This window comes from Streptomyces lacrimifluminis, assembly GCF_014646095.1.
GTDB lineage: Bacteria > Actinomycetota > Actinomycetes > Streptomycetales > Streptomycetaceae > Streptomyces > Streptomyces lacrimifluminis.
Genome location: NZ_BMMU01000030.1, coordinates 69,524 through 95,324 on the forward strand (window position 1 = coordinate 69,524; position 25,801 = coordinate 95,324).

General features: G+C 70.0%; 21 protein-coding genes and 3 pseudogenes. 21 read left to right on the top strand and 3 right to left on the bottom strand.

The features are described from left to right. Nucleotides 1–7: 7 nt before the first annotated feature. The 13 genes from IEY89_RS32600 (at nt 8) to IEY89_RS32660 (ending at nt 14,275) form a co-directional block, all read left to right on the top strand. Nucleotides 8–1,552: a UDP-N-acetylmuramoyl-L-alanyl-D-glutamate--2,6-diaminopimelate ligase gene (locus IEY89_RS32600; protein WP_189151156.1), complete on the top strand. Its 1,545-nt coding sequence runs from the start codon at nt 8–10 to the stop codon at nt 1,550–1,552. Between the two features lie 4 nt (nt 1,553–1,556). Beyond that, nucleotides 1,557–2,972 (top strand): UDP-N-acetylmuramoyl-tripeptide--D-alanyl-D-alanine ligase, encoded by a 1,416-nt coding sequence (locus tag IEY89_RS32605; RefSeq protein WP_189151131.1) that lies wholly within the window; start codon nt 1,557–1,559, stop codon nt 2,970–2,972. Continuing rightward, nucleotides 2,969–4,042 carry a phospho-N-acetylmuramoyl-pentapeptide-transferase gene (gene mraY / locus IEY89_RS32610; RefSeq protein ID WP_189151132.1) on the top strand — a complete coding sequence of 358 codons (1,074 nt, stop codon included), beginning with the start codon at nt 2,969–2,971 and terminating at the stop codon, nt 4,040–4,042. Before IEY89_RS32605 ends, mraY begins: the two co-directional genes overlap by 4 nt. After that, a complete protein-coding gene (murD, locus tag IEY89_RS32615) occupies nt 4,024–5,457 on the top strand; it encodes a UDP-N-acetylmuramoyl-L-alanine--D-glutamate ligase (RefSeq protein ID WP_373287320.1) in 1,434 nt (477 codons plus the stop codon). The genes mraY and murD overlap by 19 nt, the downstream gene beginning before the upstream one ends. Nucleotides 5,458–5,598: 141 nt before the next feature. Next, nucleotides 5,599–6,969, top strand: a complete 1,371-nt coding sequence (gene ftsW, locus IEY89_RS32620) for a putative lipid II flippase FtsW (protein WP_189151133.1) — start codon at nt 5,599–5,601, stop codon at nt 6,967–6,969. Nucleotides 6,970–6,975: 6 nt separating this feature from the next. After that, nucleotides 6,976–8,067, top strand: a complete 1,092-nt coding sequence (gene murG / locus IEY89_RS32625) for an undecaprenyldiphospho-muramoylpentapeptide beta-N-acetylglucosaminyltransferase (protein WP_189151134.1) — start codon at nt 6,976–6,978, stop codon at nt 8,065–8,067. A 24-nt stretch (nt 8,068–8,091) separates the two neighbouring features. Then, nucleotides 8,092–8,910 carry a cell division protein FtsQ/DivIB gene (locus IEY89_RS32630; protein WP_189151135.1) on the top strand — a complete coding sequence of 273 codons (819 nt, stop codon included), beginning with the start codon at nt 8,092–8,094 and terminating at the stop codon, nt 8,908–8,910. A gap of 275 nt (nt 8,911–9,185) precedes the next feature. Further along, on the top strand, nt 9,186–10,373 hold the full coding sequence (gene ftsZ, locus IEY89_RS32635; protein WP_189151136.1) for a cell division protein FtsZ: 1,188 nt from the start codon (nt 9,186–9,188) through the stop codon (nt 10,371–10,373). Next, nucleotides 10,370–11,107, top strand: coding sequence for a peptidoglycan editing factor PgeF (gene pgeF / locus IEY89_RS32640; RefSeq protein ID WP_189151137.1), 738 nt, complete (start codon nt 10,370–10,372; stop codon nt 11,105–11,107). The genes ftsZ and pgeF overlap by 4 nt, the downstream gene beginning before the upstream one ends. 6 nt (nt 11,108–11,113) lie before the next feature. Further along, nucleotides 11,114–11,833: a YggS family pyridoxal phosphate-dependent enzyme gene (locus IEY89_RS32645; RefSeq protein ID WP_189151138.1), complete on the top strand. Its 720-nt coding sequence runs from the start codon at nt 11,114–11,116 to the stop codon at nt 11,831–11,833. A gap of 129 nt (nt 11,834–11,962) precedes the next feature. Beyond that, nucleotides 11,963–12,622: a cell division protein SepF gene (locus IEY89_RS32650; RefSeq protein ID WP_189151139.1), complete on the top strand. Its 660-nt coding sequence runs from the start codon at nt 11,963–11,965 to the stop codon at nt 12,620–12,622. Between the two features lie 50 nt (nt 12,623–12,672). Beyond that, the gene (locus IEY89_RS32655; protein ID WP_189151140.1) at nt 12,673–12,963 is read left to right on the top strand and encodes a YggT family protein; all 291 of its coding nucleotides are present in this window, start codon (nt 12,673–12,675) and stop codon (nt 12,961–12,963) included. A 52-nt stretch (nt 12,964–13,015) separates the two neighbouring features. Beyond that, nucleotides 13,016–14,275, top strand: a complete 1,260-nt coding sequence (locus IEY89_RS32660; protein ID WP_189151141.1) for a DivIVA domain-containing protein — start codon at nt 13,016–13,018, stop codon at nt 14,273–14,275. A gap of 172 nt (nt 14,276–14,447) precedes the next feature. Here IEY89_RS32660 and ileS read toward each other — a convergent pair whose 3' ends face one another. After that, complete coding sequence (gene ileS / locus IEY89_RS32665; RefSeq protein WP_189151142.1) at nt 14,448–17,597, bottom strand: isoleucine--tRNA ligase; 3,150 nt, start codon at nt 17,595–17,597, stop codon at nt 14,448–14,450. Nucleotides 17,598–18,177: 580 nt separating this feature from the next. Between ileS and IEY89_RS32670 the strand changes: the two genes are divergently transcribed. The 4 genes from IEY89_RS32670 to IEY89_RS32685 all read left to right on the top strand — a co-directional run bounded on the left by IEY89_RS32670 (nt 18,178) and on the right by IEY89_RS32685 (nt 21,201). Next, on the top strand, nt 18,178–19,035 hold the full coding sequence (locus tag IEY89_RS32670) for a TraR/DksA family transcriptional regulator (protein ID WP_189151143.1): 858 nt from the start codon (nt 18,178–18,180) through the stop codon (nt 19,033–19,035). A gap of 115 nt (nt 19,036–19,150) precedes the next feature. Further along, a complete protein-coding gene (gene lspA, locus IEY89_RS32675; protein WP_189151144.1) occupies nt 19,151–19,723 on the top strand; it encodes a signal peptidase II in 573 nt (190 codons plus the stop codon). Between the two features lie 66 nt (nt 19,724–19,789). Further along, a complete protein-coding gene (locus IEY89_RS32680; protein WP_189151145.1) occupies nt 19,790–20,734 on the top strand; it encodes an RluA family pseudouridine synthase in 945 nt (314 codons plus the stop codon). After that, nucleotides 20,731–21,201, top strand: coding sequence for a GNAT family N-acetyltransferase (locus tag IEY89_RS32685; protein ID WP_189151146.1), 471 nt, complete (start codon nt 20,731–20,733; stop codon nt 21,199–21,201). The genes IEY89_RS32680 and IEY89_RS32685 overlap by 4 nt, the downstream gene beginning before the upstream one ends. A 16-nt stretch (nt 21,202–21,217) precedes the next feature. Here IEY89_RS32685 and IEY89_RS32690 read toward each other — a convergent pair. Then, a pseudogene (locus IEY89_RS32690) lies at nt 21,218–21,508 on the bottom strand (transposase); the annotation flags it as partial. Here IEY89_RS32690 and IEY89_RS32695 point away from each other — a divergent pair. From IEY89_RS32695 to IEY89_RS32710, 4 genes and pseudogenes are all read left to right on the top strand, one after another. Continuing rightward, nucleotides 21,505–21,734 (top strand): annotated as a pseudogene (locus tag IEY89_RS32695) (branched chain amino acid aminotransferase); the annotation flags it as partial. The pseudogenes IEY89_RS32690 and IEY89_RS32695 overlap by 4 nt on opposite strands. Next, on the top strand, nt 21,667–22,143 hold the full coding sequence (locus tag IEY89_RS32700) for a hypothetical protein (protein ID WP_189151147.1): 477 nt from the start codon (nt 21,667–21,669) through the stop codon (nt 22,141–22,143). The pseudogene IEY89_RS32695 and the gene IEY89_RS32700, both read left to right, overlap by 68 nt. A gap of 141 nt (nt 22,144–22,284) precedes the next feature. Continuing rightward, nucleotides 22,285–22,995, top strand: a complete 711-nt coding sequence (locus IEY89_RS32705; protein WP_229695530.1) for a TolB-like translocation protein — start codon at nt 22,285–22,287, stop codon at nt 22,993–22,995. Next, a complete protein-coding gene (locus tag IEY89_RS32710; protein ID WP_229695531.1) occupies nt 22,980–25,040 on the top strand; it encodes a TolB-like translocation protein in 2,061 nt (686 codons plus the stop codon). Before IEY89_RS32705 ends, IEY89_RS32710 begins: the two co-directional genes overlap by 16 nt. 310 nt (nt 25,041–25,350) lie before the next feature. On the opposite strand, the pseudogene IEY89_RS32715 reads toward IEY89_RS32710, so the two are convergent. Then, a pseudogene (locus IEY89_RS32715) lies at nt 25,351–25,801 on the bottom strand (transposase); the annotation flags it as partial.

The window sequence follows — 25,801 nt, forward strand, 5'->3', positions numbered from 1 at the left end:
CGTTCCTGTGACATATCCGGGACCGCCGAGGCCGGTTCACGTCTCCGCCACACCCCTCGCGGAACTGGTCGGCCAGCTGGGTGCCCCACAGCCCCCGGCCCCGCAGGCCGCAGAACAGGACGGGATCGTCGCGGTCACGGGCATCACCCACGACTCGCGCGCCGTCCGCCCCGGCGACCTGTACGCCGCCCTCCCCGGGGCCCGGCTGCACGGCGCCGACTTCGTGACGCAGGCCGCCGGCCTCGGCGCCGCCGCCGTGCTGACCGACCCGACCGGCGCCGCACGCGCCGCCGCCACCGGGCTCCCGGTGCTGGTGGCCGACGACCCGCGCGCGCGGATGGGCGAACTGGCGGCCACGATCTACGGCCGTCCGGGGCGCGACCTGCTCCAGATCGGCATCACCGGCACCTCCGGCAAGACCACCACCGCGTACCTCGTCGAGGGCGGTCTCAGGGCGGAGCGGGCCACCGGTCTGATCGGCACGGTCGAGACGCGCATCGGCGACGAGCGCATCAAGTCCGAACGCACCACGCCCGAGGCCACCGACCTCCAGGCCCTGTTCGCGGTGATGCGCGAGCGCGGGGTCGAAGCGGTCGCCATGGAGGTCTCCAGCCACGCGCTGGTCCTCGGCCGGGTCGACGGCTGCGTCTTCGACATCGCCGTCTTCAACAACCTCAGCCCGGAACACATGGAGTTCCACTCGGGCATGGAGGACTACTTCCAGGCCAAGGCGCGGCTGTTCACTCCCGAACGCAGCAAACTCGGGGTCGTCAACCGCGACGACGCCTACGGCCGGCGGCTCGCCCGGGAGGCCACCGTCCCGGTTGTCACCTTCTCCGCCGAGGGCCACCCGGACGCCGACTGGCGCGCCGAGAACGTCCAGGTCGGCCCGATGGACTCGACGTTCACGGTGGTCGGCCCCAAGGACCAGCGGATCAGTGCCAGGTCGCCGCTCGCGGGCACCTTCAACGTCGCCAACACGCTCGCCGCGATCGTCGCTCTCGCCGAGGCCGGGTTCGATCCGCAGACCGCCGCCGACGGCATCGCCGCCGTACCGGGAGTGCCCGGGCGCCTTGAGCGGGTGGACGAGGGGCAGCCGTATCTCGCGGTCGTCGACTACGCGCACAAGACGGACGCCGTCGAATCGGTGCTGCGCGCGCTGCGCAAGGTCACCGAGGGCAGTCTGCACGTGGTGCTCGGCTGCGGCGGGGACCGGGACACGACCAAGCGCGCGCCCATGGGCGCCGCCGCGGCCCGGCTCGCCGACACCGCCGTACTGACCTCCGACAACCCCCGTTCCGAGGACCCCCTCGCGATCCTCGCGGCCATGCTCGAAGGCGCGGCCTCCGTGCCGGCCCACGAGCGCGGCGAGGTCCAGGTGTTCGAGGACCGGGCCGCGGCCATCGCCGCCGCCGTGGCCCGCGCGCGGCCCGGGGACACCGTGCTGGTCGCGGGCAAGGGCCACGAGCAGGGCCAGGACATCGCCGGGGTGGTCCGTCCGTTCGACGACCGCCAGGTGCTTCGCGAAGCTATCCAGAAGACCCAGGGATGAACTTGTGATCGCCCTCTCTCTCGCCGAGATCGCTGAAGTCGTCGGCGGGCAGACGTACGACATACCGGATCCGTCGGTCCAGGTCACCGGACAGGTCGTCAGGGACTCCCGTGAGGTGGAGCCCGGCAGCCTCTTCGTCGCCTTCGCCGGCGAGCACGTGGACGGCCACGACTTCGCGGCGGCGGTCGTCGAGGCGGGCGCGGTCGCCGTACTGGCCTCCCGGCCGGTCGGTGTGCCCGCGGTCGTCGTGGACGACGTCCAGCGGGCGCTGGGCGCCCTCGCGCGGCACGTGGTCCAGAAGCTCGGCGCGACCCTCGTGGCCCTCACCGGCTCCGCGGGCAAGACCAGCACCAAGGACCTGATCGCCCAGGTGCTCCGGCACAAGGCGCCGACGGTCTTCACGCCCGGCTCCCTCAACAACGAGATCGGGCTGCCCCTGACCGCGCTGAGCGCCACCGAGGAGACCAGGTTCCTGGTCCTGGAGATGGGCGCCCGCGGAATCGGTCACATCCGCTATCTGACGGAACTGACGCCCCCGCAGATCGGCCTCGTCATCAACGTCGGCACCGCCCACATCGGCGAGTTCGGCGGACGCGAGCAGATCGCACAGGCGAAGGGCGAACTCGTCGAGGCGCTGCCCTCCGAGGCCGACGGCGGCGCCGCGATCCTCAATGCCGACGATCCTCTCGTACGGGCCATGGCGGCTCGAACAGGGGCGAAGGTGATCTTCTTCGGAGAGTCCGGCGAAGCGGACGTACGCGCCGAGAACGTACGACTCACGGACAGGGGACAGCCCGCCTTCAGGCTCCACACACCCTCCGGTGCAAGCGACGTGACCATGCGCCTGTACGGTGAGCATCACGTGTCGAACGCGCTCGCCGCCGCCGCCGTCGCCCATGAGCTGGGCATGTCCGCAGACGAGATCGCCACCGCGCTCTCCGAGGCGGGCTCCCTCTCCCGCTGGCGGATGGAGGTCACCGAGCGCCCGGACGGCGTGACGATCGTCAACGACGCCTACAACGCGAACCCCGAGTCCATGCGAGCGGCTTTGCGCGCGCTCGCGGCCATGGGCAGGGGACGCCGTACGTGGGCGGTGCTCGGCAAGATGGCCGAGCTCGGGGACGAGGCGCTCGCCGAGCACGACGCGGTCGGACGGCTGGCCGTCCGGCTCAATGTCGGCAAGCTCGTCGCGGTCGGGGGCAGGGAAGCGTCCTGGCTCCAACTGGGCGCATATAACGAGGGTTCGTGGGGTGAGGAGTCGGTGCACGTGTCCGACACACAGGCGGCTGTCGACCTGTTGCGCAGCGAGCTGCGCCCGGGGGATGTCGTGCTCGTGAAGGCGTCCCGGTCGGTCGGGCTCGAACGGGTGGCGCAGGCGCTGCTCCCCGGCGCTGCCGAGGGTGAGGTTTCCGCCCGATGATGAACCAGATCCTGTTCGCGGGCGTCATCGGTATGTTCCTGACGCTGGTCGGCACTCCGCTGCTGATCAAGCTGCTGGCACGGAAGGGCTACGGCCAGTACATCCGTGACGACGGCCCGCGTGAGCACCATGCCAAGCGCGGTACGCCGACCATGGGCGGTATCGCCTTCATCATGGCGACGTTCGCCGCGTACTTCCTGTCCAAGGTGATCACCGGCAAGCCGCCGACCTTCTCCGGGCTGCTGGTGCTCGGTCTGATGGGCGGCATGGGCCTGGTCGGCTTCCTGGACGACTACATCAAGATCGTCAAGCGGCGCTCGCTCGGTCTGCGGGCCAAGGCGAAGATGGCCGGCCAGCTGACCGTGGGTATCGCCTTCGCGGTGCTCTCGCTCCAGTTCGCGGACAACCGCGGCAACACGCCGGCCTCGACGAAGCTCTCCTTCGTCCAGGACTTCGGCTGGACGATCGGCCCGGTGCTGTTCGTCGTCTGGGCGCTCTTCATGATCCTGGCGATGTCGAACGGAGTGAACCTGACGGACGGTCTGGACGGCCTCGCCACCGGCGCCTCCGTCCTCGTCTTCGGCGCGTACACGTTCATCGGCGTCTGGCAGTTCCAGGAGGCCTGCGCCAACGCGCAGACCCTGACCAACCCGTCCGCCTGCTACGAGGTACGAGATCCACTGGACCTCGCCGTCGTCGCCTCGGCGCTGATGGGCTCCTGTCTCGGCTTCCTGTGGTGGAACACGTCGCCCGCCAAGATCTTCATGGGCGACACCGGTTCACTGGCCCTGGGCGGCGCGCTCGCCGGCCTCGCGATCTGCTCCCGTACGGAACTGCTGCTGGCCCTCCTCGGTGGCCTGTTCGTCCTGATCACCATGTCGGTGGTCATCCAGGTCGGCTCGTTCCGCATGACCGGCAAGCGCGTGTTCCGAATGGCCCCGCTCCAGCACCATTTCGAACTCAAGGGGTGGTCCGAAGTCCTTGTCGTGGTCCGCTTCTGGATCATCCAGGGCATCTGCGTGATCGTCGGACTGGGCATCTTCTACGCGGGATGGGCGGCCGACAAGTGACGTCGGGTCAGGGCGGCGACTGGGCGGGCATGCGGGTCACCGTCGCGGGTCTCGGGGTGAGCGGCATCAGCGCCGCCCGCGCCCTGACCGCCCTCGGCGCCCTGGTCACCGTCGTGGACGGTGGGGACTCCGAGGCCCACCGGGAGCGCGCTGCGGCCCTGGAGGGCATCGAGGTACGCCTCGGGGACGCGGAGACGCTGCCCGAGGGCACCGGACTCGTCGTCACCTCGCCCGGCTGGAAGCCGAGTTCACCGCTCTTCGCGGCGGCGGCCGAGGCGGGCGTGGGCGTCGTCGGTGACGTGGAGATCGCCTGGCGGCTGCGCGGCCCGGATGCCGCGCCCTGGCTGGCGATCACCGGCACCAACGGCAAGACGACCACCACCCAGATGCTCGCCTCGATCCTGCGCGCGGCGGGCCTGCGTACGGCCGCCGTCGGCAATATCGGCACGCCGATCATCGACGTGGTCCTCGGCGAGGAGACCTATGACGTCCTCGCCGTCGAACTCTCCAGCTACCAGCTCCACTGGGCGCCCTCCCTGCGCGCCCACTCGGCCGCCGTCCTCAACCTCGCCCCCGACCACCTCGACTGGCACGGCTCCATGGAGGCGTACGCCGCCGACAAGGGCCGCATCTACGAGGGCAATCGGGTCGCCTGTGTCTACAACGTGGCCGACCGGGCCACCGAGGACCTGGTGCGCGGGGCGGACGTCGAGGAGGGCTGCCGGGCCGTCGGGTTCACGCTCGGTGCCCCCGGCCCGTCCCAACTCGGCGTCGTGGAGGGCATCCTGGTCGACCGCGCCTTCGTCGAGAACCGGCAGCGGAACGCCCAGGAGCTGGCCGAGGTCGCGGACGTCAACCCGCCCGCTCCGCACAACATCGCCAACGCCCTTGCCGCGGCTGCGCTCGCCCGCGCCTTCGGGGTGCCCGCGAAGGCCGTCCGGGACGGCCTTCGGGCCTTCACCCCGGACGCGCACCGCATCGCGCACGTGGCCGACGTGGACGGCATCGCCTACGTCGACGACTCCAAGGCGACCAACACCCACGCGGCCGAGGCTTCCCTGGCGGCGTACGAGTCGATCGTGTGGATCGCCGGCGGGCTCGCCAAGGGCGCGACCTTCGACGAACTGGTCGCCACGTCGGCAAAGCGGCTTCGCGGCGTGGTGCTGATCGGCGCCGACCGCGCGCAGATCGGCGAAGCCCTCGCGCGACACGCCCCGGAAGTACCGGTCGTCGACCTCGACCGGACAGACACTGGGGCAATGCTCGCGGCTGTCCAGGAGGCCCGGCGGCTGGCCGAGGCGGGCGACACGGTGCTGCTGGCACCGGCCTGTGCCTCCATGGACATGTTCGCCAACTACAACAAGCGCGGTGACGCGTTCGCGCAGGCCGTTCGCGAACTCGGTGCGGGGACCTGACGGTCGGTCTTCGGCCGCGGTGCCTGGAGGGACGCGTGACTGGGATGTGGCTCGGGAACTGTCGGTGGGTCGTTTGCTGCGGGCCCGTGGGGGCTGGTCGCGCAGTTCCCCGCGCCCCTGAAGGGGCGCGGGGAGGCTCTGATGGCCAGTAGTCGTACCAGGCAGGCGCCCGTTCAGGGGCGGGTGCGGGTTCGTCGGCCCGCCGCTCCGCGACCGCTCCGCGACAACGCCGTACGCCGCTTCCACAGGCGTGTGCAGCGGGCCTGGGACCGGCCGCTGACCGCGTACTACGTGATCCTCGGCGGCTCCCTGCTGATCACGGTGCTCGGGCTGGTGATGGTCTACTCGGCCTCGCAGATCAAAGCGCTCCAGTACTCGCTGCCGGGGTCCTACTTCTTCCGCAAACAGTTCCTCGCGGCGATGATCGGCGGCGCCCTGCTGCTGATCGCCTCGCGGATGCCGGTGAAGCTGCACCGGGCCCTCGCCTACCCGATCCTCGCGGGCTCGGTCTTCATGATGATCCTCGTGCAGGTGCCGGGGATAGGAGTGGCGGTCAACGGCAACCAGAACTGGATCCCGCTGGGCGGCTCCTTCCAGATCCAGCCGAGCGAGTTCGGCAAGCTCGCCCTGGTGCTGTGGGGCGCCGACCTGATCGCGCGCAAGGAGGACAAGCGGCTGCTCACGCAGTGGAAGCACATGCTGGTGCCGCTGGTTCCGGTGACGTTCATGCTGCTCGGCCTGATCATGCTCGGCGGCGACATGGGGACGGCGATCATCCTCACCGCCATCCTGTTCGGGCTGCTGTGGCTGGCCGGGGCGCCCACGCGACTGTTCGTGGGCGTGCTGTCCGTCGCCGCGTTCATCGGCCTCGTCCTCATCAAGACCAGCCCCAACCGCATGGCCCGCTTCCAGTGCATCGGCGCCACCGAGCCCGGTACCGGGGCCAACTCCTGCTGGCAGGCCGTGCACGGGATCTACGCGCTCGCCTCCGGTGGCCTGTTCGGTTCGGGCCTCGGCGCGAGTGTGGAAAAATGGGGGCAACTGCCCGAAGCGCACACCGACTTCATCTTTGCCGTCACCGGTGAGGAACTGGGCCTGGCGGGGACGCTGTCGGTGCTCGCCCTCTTCGCGGCCCTAGGCTATGCGGGTATCCGCGTGGCCGGACGCACGGAGGACCCCTTCGTGAGGTACGCCGCGGGAGGTGTGACCACCTGGATCACCGCTCAGGCAGTGATCAACATCGGTGCGGTGCTCGGCCTGCTGCCGATCGCCGGTGTCCCGCTCCCGCTGTTCTCCTACGGGGGCTCCGCCCTGCTGCCGACCATGTTCGCCGTCGGACTGCTGATCGCCTTCGCCCGCGACGAACCGGGTGCGCGGGCGGCGCTTTCCCTGCGGCAACCCCGCTTTGGTAGAAAGCGGGGAACCGGGGGTCCGGTGTCCGATCGGAGCCCCCGGAGATGGAACACGATGAGACGGCGTGCCTCGGCGGCGCGTTCGTCCGGAGAGCGGTGAATTTCGGTGCATGTCGTACTCGCCGGTGGGGGGACCGCCGGTCACATCGAGCCCGCGCTCGCCCTCGCGGACGCCCTGCGCAGGGCCGATCCCACAGTGGGGATCACGGCCCTGGGCACGGAACGCGGTCTGGAGACCCGGCTCGTCCCCGAACGGGGCTATGACCTGGCGCTGATCCCGGCGGTCCCGCTGCCGCGCAAGCCCACCCCCGAACTGATCACCGTCCCCGGGCGGCTGCGCGGCACGATCAAAGCCGCCGAGCAGATCCTGGAGCGCACCAAGGCCGACGCGGTCGTCGGCTTCGGCGGCTATGTGGCCCTGCCCGGCTACCTCGCCGCCAAGCGCCTGGGTGTGCCGATCGTCGTCCACGAGGCCAACGCCCGCCCCGGCCTCGCCAACAAGATCGGCTCGCGGTACGCCGCCCAGGTCGCCGTCTCCACCCCGGACAGCAAGCTCCGGGACGCCCGCTACATCGGCATCCCGCTGCGCCGCTCCATCGCCACCCTCGACCGGGCCGCCGTACGCCCCGAGGCGCGGGCCGCGTTCGGGCTCGACCCGAGCCTGCCGACGCTGCTGGTCTCCGGCGGCTCGCAGGGCGCCCGGCACCTCAACGAGGTGATCGAGCGGGTCGCGCCGTACCTCCAGCAGGCCGGCATCCAGGTGCTGCACGCGGTCGGCCCGAAGAACGAACTGCCGCAGGTGCACCAGATGCCGGGGATGCCCCCCTACATCCCGGTACCGTACGTGGACCGGATGGACCTCGCGTACGCCGCGGCCGACATGATGCTGTGCCGCGCGGGCGCGATGACCGTTGCCGAGCTCTCCGCCGTCGGGCTCCCCGCCGCCTACGTCCCGCTGCCCATCGGCAACGGCGAACAGCGGCTGAACGCCCAGCCGGTCGTCAAGGCCGGCGGCGGGCTGCTGGTCGACGACGCGGAACTGACGCCCCAGTGGGTGCAGCAGAACGTCCTGCCCGTCCTCGCCGACCCGCACCGGCTGTACGAGATGTCCCGCGCCGCCAGTGAGTTCGGCCGCCGGGACGCCGACGACCTGCTCGTCGGGATGGTGTACGAGGCGATCGCCTCGCGCCACCGCTAGGCGACGAAGGAAGGCAGGAAGGGCGTGGCCGGAGGAGCGACGACCGCCGAGCGCGGCGAACGGCAGCAGGACACCTCCGGCCCGCCTCACCGGCCCGGCCTCCTGAGCCGCCTGAGGCCGCACAGGCTGCGTACGGTCGTCATCCTGGCCCTCGCCCTGCTCGTCGTCGGCGGGGGCGTCCTCTGGGTGCTCTACGGCTCCCGGTGGACGCGTGTGGAGCGCGTATCGGTGTCGGGGGCCGGTGTTCTGACGCAGGCACAGGTGCGCGAAGCCGCCGAGGTGCCGGTCGGGGAACCCCTCGTTTCCGTCGACACCGACGCCATTGAGTCCCGACTGCTCCGGAAATTGCCCCGAATTGACTCGGTCGAGGTCACCCGATCCTGGCCGCACGGAATCGGGCTGAAAGTGGTCGAACGTACCCCGGTCCTGATTGTCGAAAGCACCGGGAATGGGGGCAAGTATGCCGAAGTGGATGCGAAAGGCGTGCGATTCGCGACGGTTTCAGATGCCCCCAAAGGTGTACCCGTATTGGAATTGACGCTGTCCCGGACCGGTTCGCAGGCCGCCAGTCTGCGCCGTTTCGGCAGCGACCGGCTGGTGCGCGAGGCTGTGCGGGTGGCGGGTGATCTGCCGGGTGCCGTCGCACGCGCCGTCCGGACCGTCGAGGTGCGCTCGTACGACTCCGTCTCGCTGGAGTTGGGCGACGGCCGGACCGTCGTGTGGGGGAGCGGCGAGAAGGGTGGCGCGAAAGCCCGTGCGCTCACAGCTCTCATGAAAGCCGCTCCCGGCGCGCGGCACTTCGACGTGAGTGTCCCCACCGCCCCTGCGTCATCAGGGAGTTGACGCCCGTCCGTGCAGGCCACCACCCTGGTTGGGCAGCGCTATGGCTGATCACATAGGGTGAAAAGAAAAACGGGAGGTTCGGCGTGTTCGTTGAACGTGCGCCACTTGTCGACTTAGTGTCCTGTTCGGAAGAGTCCAAGGAACAGACACACTGGTAACCCTAAACTTCAACGTTAGGGTTCGGGTCGGCGTTCGGACCGTCCCACTTCGGCATGAGTTGTCCGTTCGCCGCAGCGCGAACGGCGACACGTAACTCGAGGCGAGAGGCCTTCGACGTGGCAGCACCGCAGAACTACCTCGCAGTCATCAAAGTCATCGGTGTCGGCGGCGGTGGTGTCAATGCCATCAACCGGATGATCGAGGTCGGTCTGAAGGGCGTCGAGTTCATCGCCATCAACACCGATGCTCAGGCGCTGTTGATGAGCGACGCCGACGTCAAGCTCGACGTCGGCCGCGAACTCACCCGCGGACTCGGCGCCGGCGCCAACCCGGCAGTCGGCCGCAAGGCGGCAGAGGACCACCGCGAGGAGATCGAGGAGGTCCTCAAGGGGGCCGACATGGTCTTCGTGACAGCCGGCGAGGGTGGCGGCACCGGTACCGGCGGCGCGCCCGTCGTGGCCAACATCGCCCGCAACCTCGGCGCCCTCACCATCGGCGTGGTCACCCGCCCCTTCACCTTCGAAGGGCGGCGCCGCGCCAACCAGGCCGAGGACGGCATCGCGGAACTCCGCGAAGAGGTCGACACCCTCATCGTCATCCCCAACGACCGGCTCCTGTCCATCTCGGACCGCCAGGTCTCGGTCCTCGACGCCTTCAAGTCGGCGGACCAGGTCCTGCTCTCCGGTGTCCAGGGCATCACCGACCTGATCACCACCCCCGGTCTGATCAACCTCGACTTCGCGGACGTCAAGTCCGTGATGTCCGAGGCGGGTTCGGCCCTCATGGGCATCGGCTCGGCCCGCGGCGACGACCGCGCGGTGGCGGCGGCGGAGATGGCGATCTCCTCGCCCCTCCTCGAGGCCTCCATCGACGGCGCCCGGGGCGTCCTGCTCTCCATCTCCGGCGGTTCCGACCTCGGCCTGTTCGAGATCAACGAGGCCGCCCAGCTGGTCAGCGAGGCCGCGCACCCCGAGGCCAACATCATCTTCGGCGCCGTCATCGACGACGCCCTCGGTGACGAGGTCCGTGTCACGGTCATCGCGGCCGGCTTCGACGGGGGCCAGCCCCCGGCCAAGCGCGACAACATCCTCGGCTCGGCCGGCGCCAAGCGCGACGAACCCACGCCGGTACGGACCGAGACCCGTCCGTCCTTCGGCTCGCTCGGCAGCGTCACGCCGAAGGAGGCCCCGGCACCCGCCCCGGAGCCGGTCAACGAGATCCCGGTCTCGCCGCCGGTCCCGCCGTCCCGGTCCTACTCGGACAGCACGGCCGAGGAGCTGGACGTGCCGGACTTCCTGAAGTGATAGGACAACGCTCCGAAACGAGCGATGCGAGCGGCGCGCACTTCGCCTTCACCGACCGGTGGGGCGGGGTGAGCGCCGTTCCGTACGAGGAGCTCAATCTCGGCGGAGCGGTCGGCGACGACCCGGAGACCGTCCGCACGAACCGTGAACTGGCCGCCAAGTCCCTGGGTCTCGATCCGGACCGGGTGGTCTGGATGAACCAGGTGCACGGCAACGACGTCGCCGAGGTCGACGGGCCGTGGACCACCGGGGACATCCCGCCCGTCGACGGTCTGGTGACCGCCACCCGGGGTCTCGCCCTCGCCGTTCTCACCGCCGACTGCGTCCCGGTCCTGCTGGCCGACCCGGTCGCCGGGGTGGTCGGCGCGGCTCACGCGGGCCGGCCCGGCATGGTCGCCGGGATCGTCCCCGCCGCGGTGGACGCCATGGCATCACTCGGCGCGGACCCCGCCCGGATCGTCGCCCGCACCGGCCCCGCGGTCTGCGGCCGGTGCTACGAGGTGCCGGAGGAGATGCGCGCCGAGGTCGCCGCCGTCGAACCCGCGGCGTACGCCGAGACGGGCTGGGGGACCCCGGCGGTCGACGTGGTCGCGGGAGTGCATGCCCAGTTGGAGCGGCTCGGGGTGCGTGACCGGCAGCGGTCGCCGGTGTGCACCCGGGAGTCCGCCGACCATTTCTCGTACCGCCGCGACCGGACCACCGGGCGGCTCGCAGGCTATGTCTGGCTGGACTGATAGGACATGACGGACCGTAAGGGAGAACTCGCCGCGAATCTGGCGGCAGTCGAGGGGCGTATCGCGACGGCCTGCTCGGCGGCGGGCCGCAAGCGCGAGGAGGTGACGCTGATCGTCGTCACCAAGACCTACCCCGCGAGCGATGTGCGGATTCTGTGGGAGCTCGGTGTGCGTCATGTGGCCGAGAACCGCGACCAGGACGCGGCGCCCAAGGCCGAGGCGTGCGCGGATCTGGCGCTCACCTGGCATTTCGTGGGCCAGTTGCAGACCAACAAGGTGCGTTCCGTGGTCGGTTACGCCGACGTCGTGCAGTCCGTCGACCGTGACCGCCTGGTCTCGGGGCTGTCCAAGGAGGCCGTGCGGGCCGGGCGCGAGGTGGGCTGTCTGATCCAGGTCGCGCTGGACGCGGAGGAGAGTGCGCGCGGGGAGCGCGGGGGTGTGGGGCCGGGCGGAATCGGGGAGTTGGCAGACCTGGTTGCCGGGGCCGAGGGGCTCAGGCTCGACGGGCTGATGACCGTCGCACCGCTGACCGGACCGTACGCCGGACGTGAACTGGCGGCGTTCGAGCGGCTGATGGATTTGTCGACTGCTATGCGCCGCACGCATCCGGCTGCGAACATGGTGTCTGCAGGGATGAGTGCGGACCTCGAAATGGCCGTGGCGGCCGGGGCGACACATGTGCGCGTCGGCAGTGCGGTACTCGGAGTCCGTCCCAGGCTCGGGTAACGTCGCCAGGAAGTCGGACCACAGCAGAAAATATGGTCATTACCGCTGAGAGGCGGTAATAACGACCTCGTGGATCGCGGGCACTTGGCATTCGTCAGTCGATCCACCACAGAGCGGAGGACTCAGAGCATGGCCGGCGCGATGCGCAAGATGGCGGTCTACCTCGGCCTCGTGGAGGACGATGGGTACGACGGCCGGGGATTCGACCCCGATGACGACTTCGAGCCCGAACTCGACCCGGAACCCGAGCGCGACCTGCGGCGGCGTGAGCCCTCGCATCAGCCGCACGGTTCGCATCAGTCTCACCAGTCACATCAGTCCCAAAGGGACGAATCGGTACGAGTGGTGCAGCCGTCCGCTCCGCGTGATCCGGTGCCGCACTCCGCTTCGCTGGGCGCGGAAACCGGGCGTCCGGCGCGGATCGCGCCCGTGGCGTCCATCACACAAGAACGTCAAAGCCTGGAGAAGAACGCACCGGTGATCATGCCCAAGGTCGTGTCGGAACGAGAGCCTTACCGGATCACCACGCTTCACCCCCGGACCTACAACGAGGCCCGTACCATCGGGGAACACTTCCGTGAGGGCACTCCTGTGATCATGAATCTCACTGAGATGGATGACACAGATGCGAAGCGACTTGTCGACTTTGCGGCCGGTTTGGTGTTTGGTCTTCACGGCAGCATCGAGCGGGTGACGCAGAAGGTGTTCCTGTTGTCGCCTGCTAACGTCGATGTCACGGCGGAGGACAAGGCCCGCATCGCGGAGGGCGGGTTCTTCAACCAGAGCTGATACGCAGGGCCAGACAGCAGTACCGAACAGGGGAGAGGGAAGCACGGATCATGAGCGTGGTTCTGCAAGTGCTCTACGTCACGCTGATGTGTTTCCTCATCGTGCTGATCTTCCGGTTGGTCATGGACTACGTCTTCCAGTTCGCCCGCTCGTGGCAGCCTGGCAAGGCGATGGTGGTCGTTCTTGAGGCCACTTACACTGTCACTGATCCACCACTCAAGCTTCTGCGGCGGGTCATTCCGCCGCTGCGTCTCGGGGGCGTGGCACTTGACCTGTCCTTCTTCGTACTGATGATCATCGTCTACATCCTGATCACCGTCGTGACCAATCTCGCGAGGTGACTGTGGACGATACGGTCCTGCCGACTGCCGATGACTACGTTGAGGTGAAGAGATGCCGTTGACCCCCGAGGATGTGCGGAACAAGCAGTTCACAACCGTCCGCCTCCGAGAAGGCTATGACGAGGACGAGGTCGATGCCTTCCTCGACGAGGTCGAAGCCGAACTGACCCGCCTGCTCCGCGAGAACGAGGATCTGCGCGCCAAGCTGGCCGCTGCCACGCGTGCCGCTGCCCAGAACCAGCAACAGGGCATGCGCAAGCCTCCGGAACAGGACCAGCAGCAGGGTATGCAGCAACAGGGCATGCCCCAGCAAGGCATGCCGCAGGGCATGCGAGGCCCCGGCGGCCCGGTGCCCGCCGGCATATCGGGCCCGCCGCAGCAGCAGATGGGCGGCCCCATGGGCGGCCCGCCCCAGCTGCCCAGCGGTGCGCCGCAGTTGCCCCCCGGTCAGGGTGGCCAGGGCGGCCCGCAGGGTCAGGGCCCGATGGGTCAAGGCCCGATGGGTCAGGGCCCCATGGGGCAGAACCCCATGCAGGGTCAGATGGGCCAGGGCCCGATGGGTCAGGGTCCGATGCAGGGTCAGATGGGCCAGGGCGGTATGCCCGGCCAGATGCAGCAGATGCCCGGTCAGCAGATGCAGGGTCAGATGCAGCAGATGGGCGGCCCGATGGGCGGTCCCATGGGTGGCCCGATGGGCGGCCCCGGTCAGGGTCCCGGCGGCGACAGCGCCGCGCGCGTTCTCTCGCTGGCCCAGCAGACCGCCGACCAGGCGATCGCCGAGGCCCGTTCCGAGGCCAACAAGATCGTCGGCGAGGCCCGCAGCCGCGCCGAGGGCCTGGAGCGCGACGCCCGCGCCAAGGCCGACGCTCTTGAGCGGGACGCCCAGGAGAAGCACCGCGTCGCGATGGGCTCCCTGGAGTCCGCCCGCGCCACGCTGGAGCGCAAGGTCGAGGATCTGCGTGGCTTCGAGCGCGAGTACCGCACCCGCCTGAAGTCCTACCTGGAGTCGCAGCTGCGTCAGCTGGAGACCCAGGCCGACGACTCGCTGGCCCCGCCGCGTACTCCGGCCACGGCCTCCCTGCCGCCGTCCCCGGCGCCCTCGATGGCTCCGGCCGGTGCCGGCGCCCCGTCGTACGGCGGCAACCAGGGCATGGGTGGTCCCGGCCCGGGCGCCCAGTCCTACGGCGGCCAGCAGCAGATGTCCCCGGCCATGACCCAGCCCATGGCTCCGGTCCGGCCGCAGGGCCCGTCTCCGATGGGTCAGGCTCCCTCACCGATGCGCGGCTTCCTGATCGACGAGGACGACAACTGACGGCCTCTAGTACGCCTTAGGCGTCGGCGGCGTTCAGGGCGGGGCCCCGGATTTTCATCCGGGGCCCCGCCCTTTTGCGTCGCCCTCTCGCGTGCCGGTGACACCGAGGGCCCGGTCCCGCCGAGTTGCTTGGCGGGACCGGGCCCTCGTAGGTGCTGTGTGTGCCTCGGTGTTACGCCTTGCGCAGGCGGAACGTCAGGGACAGGCCCTCGTCCGTGAACGGGTCCCCGTAGGTGTCGTCCGCCTCACCCTGCGCGAAGTCGGTGGCCAGGACCTCGTCGGCGATCAGGCCGGAGTGCTCGGTCAGGGCCGCGGTGACCGCCGGGTCCGTGGACGTCCAGCGGAGCGCGATACGGTCGGCCACGTCGAGGCCGCTGTTCTTGCGGGTCTCCTGGATCAGCCGGATCGCGTCCCGGGCGAGGCCCGCCTGACGCAGCTCCTCGGTGATCTCCAGGTCGAGGGCGACCGTCGCGCCCGAGTCGGACGCCACCGACCAGCCCTCGCGCGGGGTCTCCGTGATGATGACCTCGTCCGGCGCCAGCGCGACCGTCTCGCCGTCGACCTCCACCGCTGCGGTGCCCGCGCGCAGGGCGAGGGACAGCGCTGCCGCGTCGGTGTTCGCGACGGCCTTCGCGACGTCCTGGACGCGCTTGCCGAACCGCTTGCCCAGGGCGCGGAAGTTGGCCTTGGCGGTGGTGTCGACCAGCGAGCCGCCCACTTCGGAGAGGGACGCGAGGGAGCTGACGTTGAGCTCCTCCGTGATCTGCGCGTGCAGTTCGTGGTCGAGGGTGTCGAAGCCGGCCGCCGCGACCAGCGCGCGGGACAGCGGCTGACGCGTCTTCACGCCCGACTCCGCGCGCGTGGCACGGCCGAGCTCGACCAGCCGCCGTACGAGCACCATCTGCTTCGACAGCTCCGGGTCGATCGCGGACAGGTCCGCCTCGGGCCAGGAGGTCAGGTGGACGGATTCGGGACTGCCCGGGGTCACCGGCACCACCAGGTCCTGCCAGACCCGCTCGGTGATGAACGGGGTCAGCGGGGCCATCAGCTTCGTGACCGTCTCGACGACCTCGTGCAGGGTGCGCAGCGCGGCCTTGTCACCCTGCCAGAAGCGGCGCCGGGACCGGCGTACGTACCAGTTGGACAGGTCGTCGACGAACGCCGACAGGAGCTTGCCGGCGCGCTGGGTGTCGTACGCCTCCAGAGCCTGCGTCACCTGGTCGGTGAGGGCGTGGAGTTCGGACAGGAGCCAGCGGTCCAGGACCGGGCGGTCGGCCGGGGCCGGGTCCGCCGCGGACGGGGCCCAGTTCGACGTGCGCGCGTACAGGGCCTGGAAGGCGACCGTGTTCCAGTAGGTGAGGAGCGTCTTGCGGACGACCTCCTGGATGGTGCCGTGGCCGACGCGGCGGGCCGCCCACGGTGAACCGCCGGCCGCCATGAACCAGCGCACCGCGTCCGCGCCGTGCCGGTCCATCAGGGGGATCGGCTCCAGGGTGTTGCCCAGGTGCTTGGACATCTTGCGGCCGTCCTCGGCGAGGATGTGGCCGAGGCAGACCACGTTCTCGTACGACGACTTGTCGAAGACGAGCGTGCCGACCGCCATCAGGGTGTAGAACCAGCCGCGTGTCTGGTCGATGGCCTCGCTGATGAACTGCGCCGGGTAGCGGGACTCGAACAGTTCCTTGTTCTTGTACGGGTATCCCCACTGCGCGAACGGCATCGAACCCGAGTCGTACCAGGCGTCGATGACCTCCGGCACGCGCGTGGCCGTCCGGCCGCAGTCGTCCTGGGGACAGGCGAAGGTGACCGCGTCGATGAACGGGCGGTGCGGGTCCAGGTCCGACTGGTCGGTGCCCGTGAGCCCGGTCAGCTCCGCGCGGGAGCCGACGACCGTGAGGTGGCCCTCCTCGCAGCGCCAGATCGGGAGCGGGGTGCCCCAGTAACGGCTGCGGGAGAGCGCCCAGTCGATGTTGTTGTTCAGCCAGTCGCCGAAGCGGCCGTTCTTGACCGTCTCCGGGTACCAGTTGGTCTTCTCGTTCTCCTGGAGGAGGCGGTCCTTGACGGCCGTGGTGCGGATGTACCAGGACGGCTGCGCGTAGTAGAGGAGCGCAGTGTGGCAGCGCCAGCAGTGCGGGTAGCTGTGCTCGTACGGGATGTGCTTGAAGAGGAGGCCGCGCTGCTGGAGGTCCTCGGTGAGCTTTTCGTCCGCCTTCTTGAAGAAGACACCGCCCACGAGGGGGACGTCCGCCTCGAAGGTGCCGTCCGGGCGGACGGGGTTCACGACCGGCAGGCCGTACGCGCGGCACACCTTGAGGTCGTCCTCACCGAAGGCGGGGGACTGGTGGACCAGACCGGTGCCGTCCTCGGTCGTCACGTAGTCGGCGTTCACCACGTAGTGGGTGGGGACGTCGTCCGGGAACTCGACCAGCTCGAACGGACGTTGATAGGACCAGCGCTCCATCTCGGCACCGGTGAAGGTCCGGCCGGTGGGCTGCCACTCCTCGCCGAGCGACTTGGTGAGCAGCGGCTCGGCGACGACGAGCTTCTCGGCACCGTTCGTCGCCACCACGTAGGTCACGTCGGGGTGGGCGGCGACCGCGGTGTTGGAGACCAGCGTCCAGGGCGTCGTCGTCCACACGACGAGTGAGGCCTCGCCGGCCAGCGGACCGGAGGTGAGCGGGAAACGGACGTACACGGACGGGTCGACGACCGTTTCGTAGCCCTGGGCCAGCTCGTGGTCGGAGAGGCCCGTGCCGCAGCGCGGGCACCAGGGGGCGACGCGGTGGTCCTGGGTCAGCAGGCCCTTGGTGTAGATCTCCTTCAGCGACCACCAGACCGACTCGATGTACTCGGGGTCCATCGTGCGGTAGGGATCCCGGAGGTCGGTCCAGTACCCCATGCGGGTCGTGAGCGCCTCGAAGGCGTCCGTGTGGCGGGTCACCGACTCGCGGCACTTGGCGTTGAACTCGGCGATGCCGTACGCCTCGATGTCCTGCTTGCCGGAGAAGCCGAGTTCCTTCTCGACCGCCAGCTCCACCGGGAGGCCGTGGCAGTCCCAGCCGGCCTTGCGGGCCACGTGGTAGCCGCGCATGGTGCGGAAGCGGGGGAACACGTCCTTGAAGACGCGGGCCTCGATGTGGTGGGCGCCCGGCATGCCGTTCGCGGTGGGCGGGCCCTCGTAGAACACCCATTCGGGGCGACCCTCGGACTGCTCAAGACTCTTGGCGAAGATCTTCTGCTCGCGCCAGAAGTCGAGCACAGCGTGCTCAAGGGCGGGCAGGTCGACCTGGGCGGGCACCTGGCGGTACGTCGGCGTTGTCATCAGCGAGCTTCCTCCGGCGGACTTTCTGCCTTCCGTCGGAGGGACGAGAGCCGGAATTCTCCGGACGCCGTGTACGGCGTACTCCCGCGGTACCACCCTCCTTGGCTCCCCGGTGCGTCGTGCACACCGATGAGCCCCCTCATTGGGGTCGCGATGCCGGGTCTACTGGCCTTGGCTGTGATGCTCGCCTCACTGCGGCTTTCTTCCGGCGGCTCCGGGGTGATCTTCGCTTCGCGCTCGCCCCCGGGCTTCCACCGTCCCCGGGTCGCTCTGGGCTGCGTACGCCGCTACTCGTCCCCATCCACGCTTCTCGCTGCGCCCAGTGTACGGCGCCCCGCGGACAGCGGCCTACCGGCTTTCCGGGCCACCCGAATGGCCAGGGCCGGGTGTCCGGATTCCGGGACGCGCGGCTCGGCGGATTACCCGGCGGGGAGCTGGGCACAACGCTTGCAGGCTTGCCCCGCGGGACCGGCGGGGTGGGCGAATCGGGTGGCGTTCCCCGTTGCCGCGGGACTCAAGTCGATTTATCGTCCCAGCACGATTCGCGAGCAAGATCACCATATGTGAAGGGGCCGCGGCCATGGTGGCGAAAAAGACCGCCGAGCAGCAGTCGACGACCGGCAGATCCACCGGATCCACGGCCGCGGGGGCCTCCGGCAGTGGCAAGGGCACGGACGCGAAGAAGAGCGTTCTCAAGAAGAGCGCTCTCAAGAAGGGCGCCGCGAAGAAGACGGTGGCCACGAAAGCGGTGGGAAGTACCTCGGAGGCCAGGAAAACGGTGGCCAAGAAGGCCGTCGCGAAGACAGCCGTCCAGAAGAGATCCGCCGCTCCCAGAAGTGCCGCGGCTCAGGGCGGCGCCGGTAAACGCACCTCCACGAAGAGCACGGCCAGGAAGAGCACTGCCACAAAGGCGGGCGCGGCCGAGGCCGCGAAGACGACGGGAGCCACGACAGTGGTTGCGAAGAAGACTCCGGGCACGACCACGACGGCGAAGAAGCCCAGCGCGGTACCCAAGGCGCGGATCATCACGGCGGCGGAGCCGGGCGAGCTCGCCGTACGCGCCGGTGAGGATCCATGGACCCCGGAGGAGGTGGCCGAGGCGCGCGCCGAGCTGCAGTCCGAGGTGCAGCGCCTGCGCGCCGAGCTCGCGGCGTCCGAACAGTCGCTCGTGGGTCTGATGCGGGACTCCGGGGACGGCGCGGGCGACGACCAGGCGGACACAGGCACCAAGAACACCACGCGCGAGCACGAGATGGCTCTGGCGGCCAACGCGCGCGAGATGCTCGTCCAGGACGAGCGGGCCCTGGAGCGGCTGGACACGGGCACGTACGGCCTGTGCGAGAACTGCGGCAACGCGATCGGCAAGGCGCGTATGCAGGCCTTCCCGCGCGCGACGCTGTGCGTCGAGTGCAAGCAGAAGCAGGAGCGGCGCTACTGACCGCTCGCCGGAGCCCCCGTCGCGCCGACGCGTGCCGGGTGCCGCCTGCACTCCGTGTGCCAGGAGGTGTGTCGTACTCTCGTCCTCAGTCAGGAACCTAGGTTGAGGGACTCACGTGGCAGAGGCGGAGCGCATCATCGGTACGCCGGACATCCCAGACGCGGCGGGGAGCGAGCCGGAAACCCCGGACGAGCGGCCCCGGGGCAGGCGCCGGATCCTCGTGCTGTTCACGGTCGCCGCCTTGGCGTACGCGCTGGACCTCGCCAGCAAGATGATCGTGGTCGCCAAGCTGGAGCACCACGCGCCGATCGAGATCATCGGGGACTGGCTGAGGTTCGAGGCGATCCGCAACGCGGGCGCCGCCTTCGGCATGGGTGAGGCCTTCACGGTGATCTTCACGGTCATCGCGGCGATCGTGATCGTCGTGATCGCCCGCCTGGCCCGCAAGCTCTACAGCCTGCCCTGGGCGATCGCGCTCGGTCTGCTGCTCGGCGGCGCGCTGGGCAATCTGACCGACCGGATCTTCCGCTCGCCGGGCGTCTTCGAGGGCGCGGTCGTCGACTTCATCGCGCCCAAGCACTTCGCGGTCTTCAACCTGGCCGACTCGGCGATCGTCTGCGGCGGAATCCTGATCGTTTTGCTGTCCTTCAAGGGGCTCGACCCGGACGGGACCGTCCACAAGGACTGACGAGCCGGGCGGGGTTTGTCCACAGGCACGGTCGGGGCTGCCGGGCCCGTCCTGCATACTCGACGGGTGAGTACGATTCCCGAGATCCGCAACCTGCCCGTGCCGGACGGCCTGGAGGGTGAGCGTGTCGACGCCGCCATCTCCCGGATGTTCGGCTTCTCCCGTACGAAGGCCGCCGAGCTGGCCGCGGCGGGGAAGGTCATGGTCGACGGCTCGGTGGTCGGCAAGTCGGAGCGGGTGCACGGCGGCGCCTGGCTCGAGGTCGAGATGCCGCAGGCGCCCGCGCCCGTGCAGGTGGTGGCCGAGCCCGTCGAGGGCATGGTGATCGTGCACGACGACGACGACATCGTCGTGATCGTCAAGCCCGTCGGCGTGGCCGCGCACCCGTCGCCAGGCTGGACCGGGACGACCGTCATCGGCGGTCTGGCCGCCGCCGGGTACCGCATCTCGACCTCCGGTGCCGCAGAGCGCCAGGGCATCGTGCACCGGCTCGACGTCGGCACGTCAGGCCTGATGGCGGTGGCCAAGTCGGAGCGCGCGTACACATCGCTCAAGCGCCAGTTCAAGGAGCGCACGGTCGACAAGCGCTATCACGCGCTGGTCCAGGGCCACCCGGACCCGATGAGCGGCACCATCGACGCGCCCATCGGCCGGCATCCGAACCACGACTACAAGTGGGCGGTCACGGCCGAGGGCAAGGCGTCCGTCACGCACTACGACCTCATCGAGGCGTTCCGTGCGGCCTCCCTGCTCGATGTGAAGCTGGAGACCGGCCGCACCCACCAGATCCGCGTCCACATGGCCGCCCACCGGCACCCCTGCGTCGGCGACCTGACGTACGGGGCGGACCCGACGCTGTCCAAGCGGCTCGGCCTGACCCGCCAGTGGCTGCACGCCGTACGCCTCGGCTTCGAGCACCCGGGGGACGGGACATGGGTCGAGTTCGAGAGCGACTACCCCGACGACCTGGCCAACGCCCTGGAGCGGGTGCGCGAGGAGACATACGCATGACCCTGCCGCCGTACGTGGTGCGCGTCGCCGAGGATCCCGCCGACCGCGAGGCCTGTTTCGCGGTGCGCAAGGAGGTCTTCGTCGCGGAGCAGCGGGTGCCGGAGGACCTGGAGTACGACGAGTTCGACGCGGGCGCGCTGCATGTGCTGGCCGTCCGGGAGGACGGGGTGGCGCTCGGCACGGGGCGGTTGCTGTACGGGGAGGCCGCGGTCGGCCGGACCGGGGGCGATCCGTCCGTGGGGTCGCTCGGGCGGCTCGCGGTGCGGAAGGACGCGCGGGGGCTGGGGGTCGGGGTCGAGCTCGTGCGGGGTATTGAAGCGGCGGCTCGGGGGCTGGGGCTCGCCGCGGTGGATCTGCATGCGCAGACCTCCGCGTCGGGGTTCTACGAGCGGCTCGGATATGCGGGGTACGGGGACGAGTTCCACGAGGCGGGTATCGCGCATCGTGCGATGCGCCGCTCTCTTTGATTCCTCATGCGGTCTGTCAAGCCGCGTGCGCGGTGGGTGGCACGAGTTCGTAGGTCCGTCCATCGCGGAGGAGGGCCCAGAGGCCGTTGACGCGGCGGCGGGCCAGGGCGAGGACGGCCTGGATGTGACGCTTGCCTTCGGCTCGCTCGCGTTCGTAGAACCGGCGGGACTCATCGCAGTGTCGGATGCTGAACAAGGCGGAGATGTAGAAGGCGCGTTGGAGTCGGCGGTTGCAGCGCCGCGGCCGGCGAAGACTGCCGCTGATCTTGCCGGAGTCGCGGGGAACAGGTGCGACGCCACCGAAGCCTCCAGCAGTGGCGCGAGGACGCCGCCTCCGGCGCCCTCACCGAGGTCTTCGCCTGCGGCACCGCCGCGGGGTCACCCCGATCGGCCACGTCAAGACCAGGACGGACGCCTGGACCCACGGCGACGGCACCCCCGGCGAGGTCACCCTGAACCTCCGTGATGCCCTGCTCGGCATCCAGCGGGGCGTCCGGGACGACAAGCACGGCTGGATGCCCCGACTGGGCTGAGCCCCGCGGGCCACTCGGCCCGCAGCCCTTCCAGGGCCCGTCCGGACGAGTTCCGGGCGGGCCCGCTCTGCGTATTCCCTCCCGTTCCCAACCGTTCCCTCTCGTCCATGCGGTCGCCCGAACCGGCCAGGCTGCCGTACGGATCCTCCTCGACCGGGAACTGGACGACTCCGCGTTCGACGCCCTGCGCGACCTGGATCTGACCGGATTCGGCAGCGTAACCCTGCGCTACGACACCACCGAGGCCTGCTGGGTCCCGGTCCCCGCCGACGACAGCCCGGAAGCCGACTGGTCGAGCCGGTCCGGCGGCTCGACGAGATGCCCGCGTAACCCCGGGTGGGACGGGTTGCGGACGATTCTCGGCCACGTACGGGCGTTCCTGGACGAGCCTCTCCTCGCGGACGCGTGACCTTCCGGCCGGGTTGTACGCAACAAGGCCGATTGACCCTGTGGTAGTTGATGCGTTTGCCTCGAAGGGAGCCCTCGGCGCGGGGCCGGGGGTCATGCGTCAACGGGGAACACAAGGGGGAACATGTCCAAGGCTTCAGCCATGTCCGGCAGAGCTGTGACCGTGTCCGGCATTTCCTTATCGACGGCGCTGCTGCTCGCGTTCACCGGAACGACCGCCGGTGCCGCGCAGCACGCGCCCCGGACGGAGCGGGTCAGCACCGCCGCCGACGGCACCCAGGGCGACGGCGCCTCCAGTGCGGCCGTCACCACGCCGAACGGCCGCTACATCGCGTTCCGTTCGTCGGCCACCAACCTCGTGCCCGAGGGGGTCACCCGCCCGGGCACCTACTCCTGCATCCGTGACCTGACAACCGGCGAGGTCACCAAGATCGAGCAGGCGCTGAGCACGCCCCGGCTCAGCGCCGACGGCCGCTGGGCCACGTACACCGACTGGGGCAGCCGCAACATCAACGTCTTTCTGTCCGACCTGAGCACGGGCACCAGAATCCGGGTCGGGGCCCCCGACGGCCGGGAACGGGACCTGCGCACGGGCCGCGTCCGGCACTTCCCCGGCGTCCGCGTCCTGGCCGTCAGCCCGGACGGGCAGCGGCTGTTGACGCGGGACGCGGACGCGAACCTGACCCTGCGCGGCCTGCGCGGCGGACGCGAGATCCCCGTCGGACACGGCCGCGCCACCGCGGGCTCGGTCTCCGCCCACGGCCGCTCCGTCGTCTACTCCACGGAGGACGCGGACGTCGTCCCCGATGACACCAACGGTCTGTACGACGTCTTCCAATGGAGGTCACGCTGATGTTCCGCGCCTCAAGAGCCGTGCTCGGCACGGCAGTCGCGATCGCGCTCGCCTGGACGCCGGCGGCCGCCGCACAGGACCGGGGTCACCAGGGGCCCGACGAGCCCCGTACCGTGCGGGTGAGCACGGCCGCCGACGGCGGTCAGGCCGACGGACCGTCGAGCGGGGCCTCGATCAGCGCCGACGGCCGCCAGGTCGCGTTCACGTCCACCGCGCCGAGCCTCGGCTGCGAGCGCCTCTCGCCGTGCCTGTTCCTGAAGGACCTGACCGACGGCGGCCTGACCAGGATCGACCTCGGCAGCGGCCACACCTACGACGCGCCGCTGTCCAGCGCCGACGGGAGCCGTGTCGCCTTCTCCGCCGGCACCCGCTTCCAGGCTCCTTACCTGTACGACAGCGCCACCGGCCGTTCGGAGCGGCTGTGGCCCGAAGACCCGCCCGGCTCGGCCGAGTTGGGCCGCGCCCAGTCGATCAGCCCCGACGGCACGCACGTCGCGTACACCATCGGCGGCCGCAACGGAGGGCAGACCGCGCGGCTGCTGTACGTCCGGGACACGGAGACCGGCACCGAGGAGCTGATCTCGACCGCCGAGGAGGGCGACAAGAGCAACGCCTCGGTGAGCGGTGACGGCAATCGGGTCGCCTACTCGGTCCAGGGGGACGTCGAGGGCGACGACCCGAACGACGTCTTCGTCAAGGACCGGGCGACGGGCCAGCGCATCCACGTCGACGCGGACCTCGGTGTCGCCCATCTGATCCGGATCACGGCGGACGGCCGCCGGGTCCTCCTCAACGCCAACACCGGGGTGTACGTCCACGACCTGAGCACGGGCACATCGCGACGGGTGGCCGACGGAACCGCCTCCTCGGCCACGGCGGACGGCCGGTACGCCGTCGTCACGGGCACGGACGGCGTGCGGGTGCGTGACCTGCGGACGGGGCTGCGAGGGGCCACCCTCTCGTGGACCGCCACGGTGATGGGCGACTCGCTGGCCGCCAAGGGACGTGTGGTGGCGTTCAGTTCGACGGAGTCCCACCTGGTGCCGGGCGACACCAACCGGCAGTCGGACGTGTTCACCTTCTCGGGCGGCCTAGGGAAGAACCCGGCCCCGATGCCGTCCGTCACCGAACGGCTCGGCGGACCGGCCGGGGCGTCCCACGACCCGGAGATGGATGAGCGCAAGCTCGTCACCTTCACCTCGGAGGAAGACGTCTTCATCAACGCGCCCCTCCGCGTCGTCCAGGTCAACTCCGACACGGAGAAGCCGTCGTCGGAGAGCACCCCCTGCTCCAACGGACGCATGGTGGGCTACCTGGTCCCGTCCGCCGCCGACGGCGCCCCGGAGGTCCACGTCCGCCACCGCTCAGTCGGCCAGGTCACCACCCTGGACTCCTACCAGGGCGTCCGCTTCGCCTGGATGGGGCGGCCCCGGATCAGCCCCACCTGCCAGTGGATCACCTACGCGGCGACCCTGCCCGCCACCGACGCCGACCCGGACCCGCAACCCCGCGTCTACCGCTTCAAGTTGGACGGCGGCACCACGGACGTGGTCAGCGCGCCCTCGGGCGGTCCGGCGGGCAACCCGTCCATCGACTACGACGGCCGGTACATCGCCTTCGAGCAGGGCGGCGACGTCTACGTCCGGGACCTGGACACCGGCGACCTGTCGAAGGTCGCGGACGGCGCCTCGGCCCCCTCCCTCAGCGGCCGGACGATCGCCTTCCAGCAGGGCAGGTACGTCTATGTCCGGGACCTCGACACCGGCACCACCACGGCCCGGGTCAGGGGCGCCCAGCCCTCGCTCTCCAGGCACGGCACAGAGTTCGCGTACACCTCGGGCCGTTCCGTGTACCTGCTCGAAATCGCCACGGGGAAGAGGCAGTTGGTCAGCGTCGATCGCTGGGGCGGCCGCAACGACCTCCCGGCCGGGCACCCCTCGGTCAACGCCGACGGCACGGTCGTCGCGTTCGAGTCGGCCTCACCCGATCTGGTGGAAGGGGACACGAACGGGGTGACGGACATCTTCCTGCGGACAGTGCGGTAGCAGGCGACAACCACCACGAACAACAGGCAACACCACAACGGGGGACCACCATGCACAACACCAAGCGAGTCTTCGCCTCGCGCGCACGCCAGTGGTGTTCCTCGGCGAGAACCCGCCGACAGGTGAAGCGTACGGCCCGCACACCGCTGCGGTGCCAGCCAGTAGGGGCCCCGGCAAAGGTGGTACGCCTTCCGGACGGATCTGGTCGAGGGGGAAGGCCCCAGAGAACAGGCAGTCGGTCAGGTTGGTGGCAGTCAGTACCAGGTGCGCAGCATCCACGCCCTGCACCGAGACGCCCCGCACTCTCTCCCGCCCAGAGGACGTTGACGCGGCGGCGGGCCAGGGCGAGGACGGCCTGGAGGTTGCCGCTGATCTTGCCGGAGTCGCGGGGAACGGGAGCAACGCCGCCGAAGCCGGCGAGGCGGTCAGGAGTGCCGAAGAGACGAGAGACTCATGTCGCCGCCGGTCGCGGCAAGGAACTCGGCACCGAGGATCACGCCCAGGCCGGGCATGCTGGTGATCACTTCGAAGTCCCGATGTTCGCGAAACCGGGCCTCGATCATTTTGTCGAGTTCGGCGACCTGCTGGTTGAGGGTCATCACTTCCCGCGCGAGTGTGTGCACCAGCTGGGCGGTCAGTTGTTCGCCGGGCAGGCTGGTGTGCCGGCGTCCGGCGCCTCCCGAGCTGTCTCGGCGAGCCGGTCAGGGCGCAGGACCATGCGGTTGCGCAGCCAGGTCTCGAGCCTCTTCTTGACTGTCCGG

What these genes read in the sequence shown, in the direction of transcription:
- mraY (WP_189151132.1), top strand. Translation starts at nt 2,969, where the DNA reads ATGATGAACCAGATCCTGTTCGCGGGCGTCATCGGTATGTTCCTGACG.
- murD (WP_373287320.1), top strand. Translation starts at nt 4,024, where the DNA reads ATGGGCGGCCGACAAGTGACGTCGGGTCAGGGCGGCGACTGGGCGGGC.
- ftsW (WP_189151133.1), top strand. Translation starts at nt 5,599, where the DNA reads ATGGCCAGTAGTCGTACCAGGCAGGCGCCCGTTCAGGGGCGGGTGCGG.
- IEY89_RS32645 (WP_189151138.1), top strand. Translation starts at nt 11,114, where the DNA reads ATGACGGACCGTAAGGGAGAACTCGCCGCGAATCTGGCGGCAGTCGAG.
- IEY89_RS32650 (WP_189151139.1), top strand. Translation starts at nt 11,963, where the DNA reads ATGGCCGGCGCGATGCGCAAGATGGCGGTCTACCTCGGCCTCGTGGAG.
- IEY89_RS32655 (WP_189151140.1), top strand. Translation starts at nt 12,673, where the DNA reads ATGAGCGTGGTTCTGCAAGTGCTCTACGTCACGCTGATGTGTTTCCTC.
- IEY89_RS32660 (WP_189151141.1), top strand. Translation starts at nt 13,016, where the DNA reads ATGCCGTTGACCCCCGAGGATGTGCGGAACAAGCAGTTCACAACCGTC.
- ileS (WP_189151142.1), bottom strand. Translation starts at nt 17,597, where the DNA reads ATGACAACGCCGACGTACCGCCAGGTGCCCGCCCAGGTCGACCTGCCC.
- IEY89_RS32670 (WP_189151143.1), top strand. Translation starts at nt 18,178, where the DNA reads ATGGTGGCGAAAAAGACCGCCGAGCAGCAGTCGACGACCGGCAGATCC.
- IEY89_RS32685 (WP_189151146.1), top strand. Translation starts at nt 20,731, where the DNA reads ATGACCCTGCCGCCGTACGTGGTGCGCGTCGCCGAGGATCCCGCCGAC.
- IEY89_RS32700 (WP_189151147.1), top strand. Translation starts at nt 21,667, where the DNA reads ATGCCCTGCTCGGCATCCAGCGGGGCGTCCGGGACGACAAGCACGGCT.
- IEY89_RS32705 (WP_229695530.1), top strand. Translation starts at nt 22,285, where the DNA reads ATGTCCGGCAGAGCTGTGACCGTGTCCGGCATTTCCTTATCGACGGCG.
- IEY89_RS32710 (WP_229695531.1), top strand. Translation starts at nt 22,980, where the DNA reads ATGGAGGTCACGCTGATGTTCCGCGCCTCAAGAGCCGTGCTCGGCACG.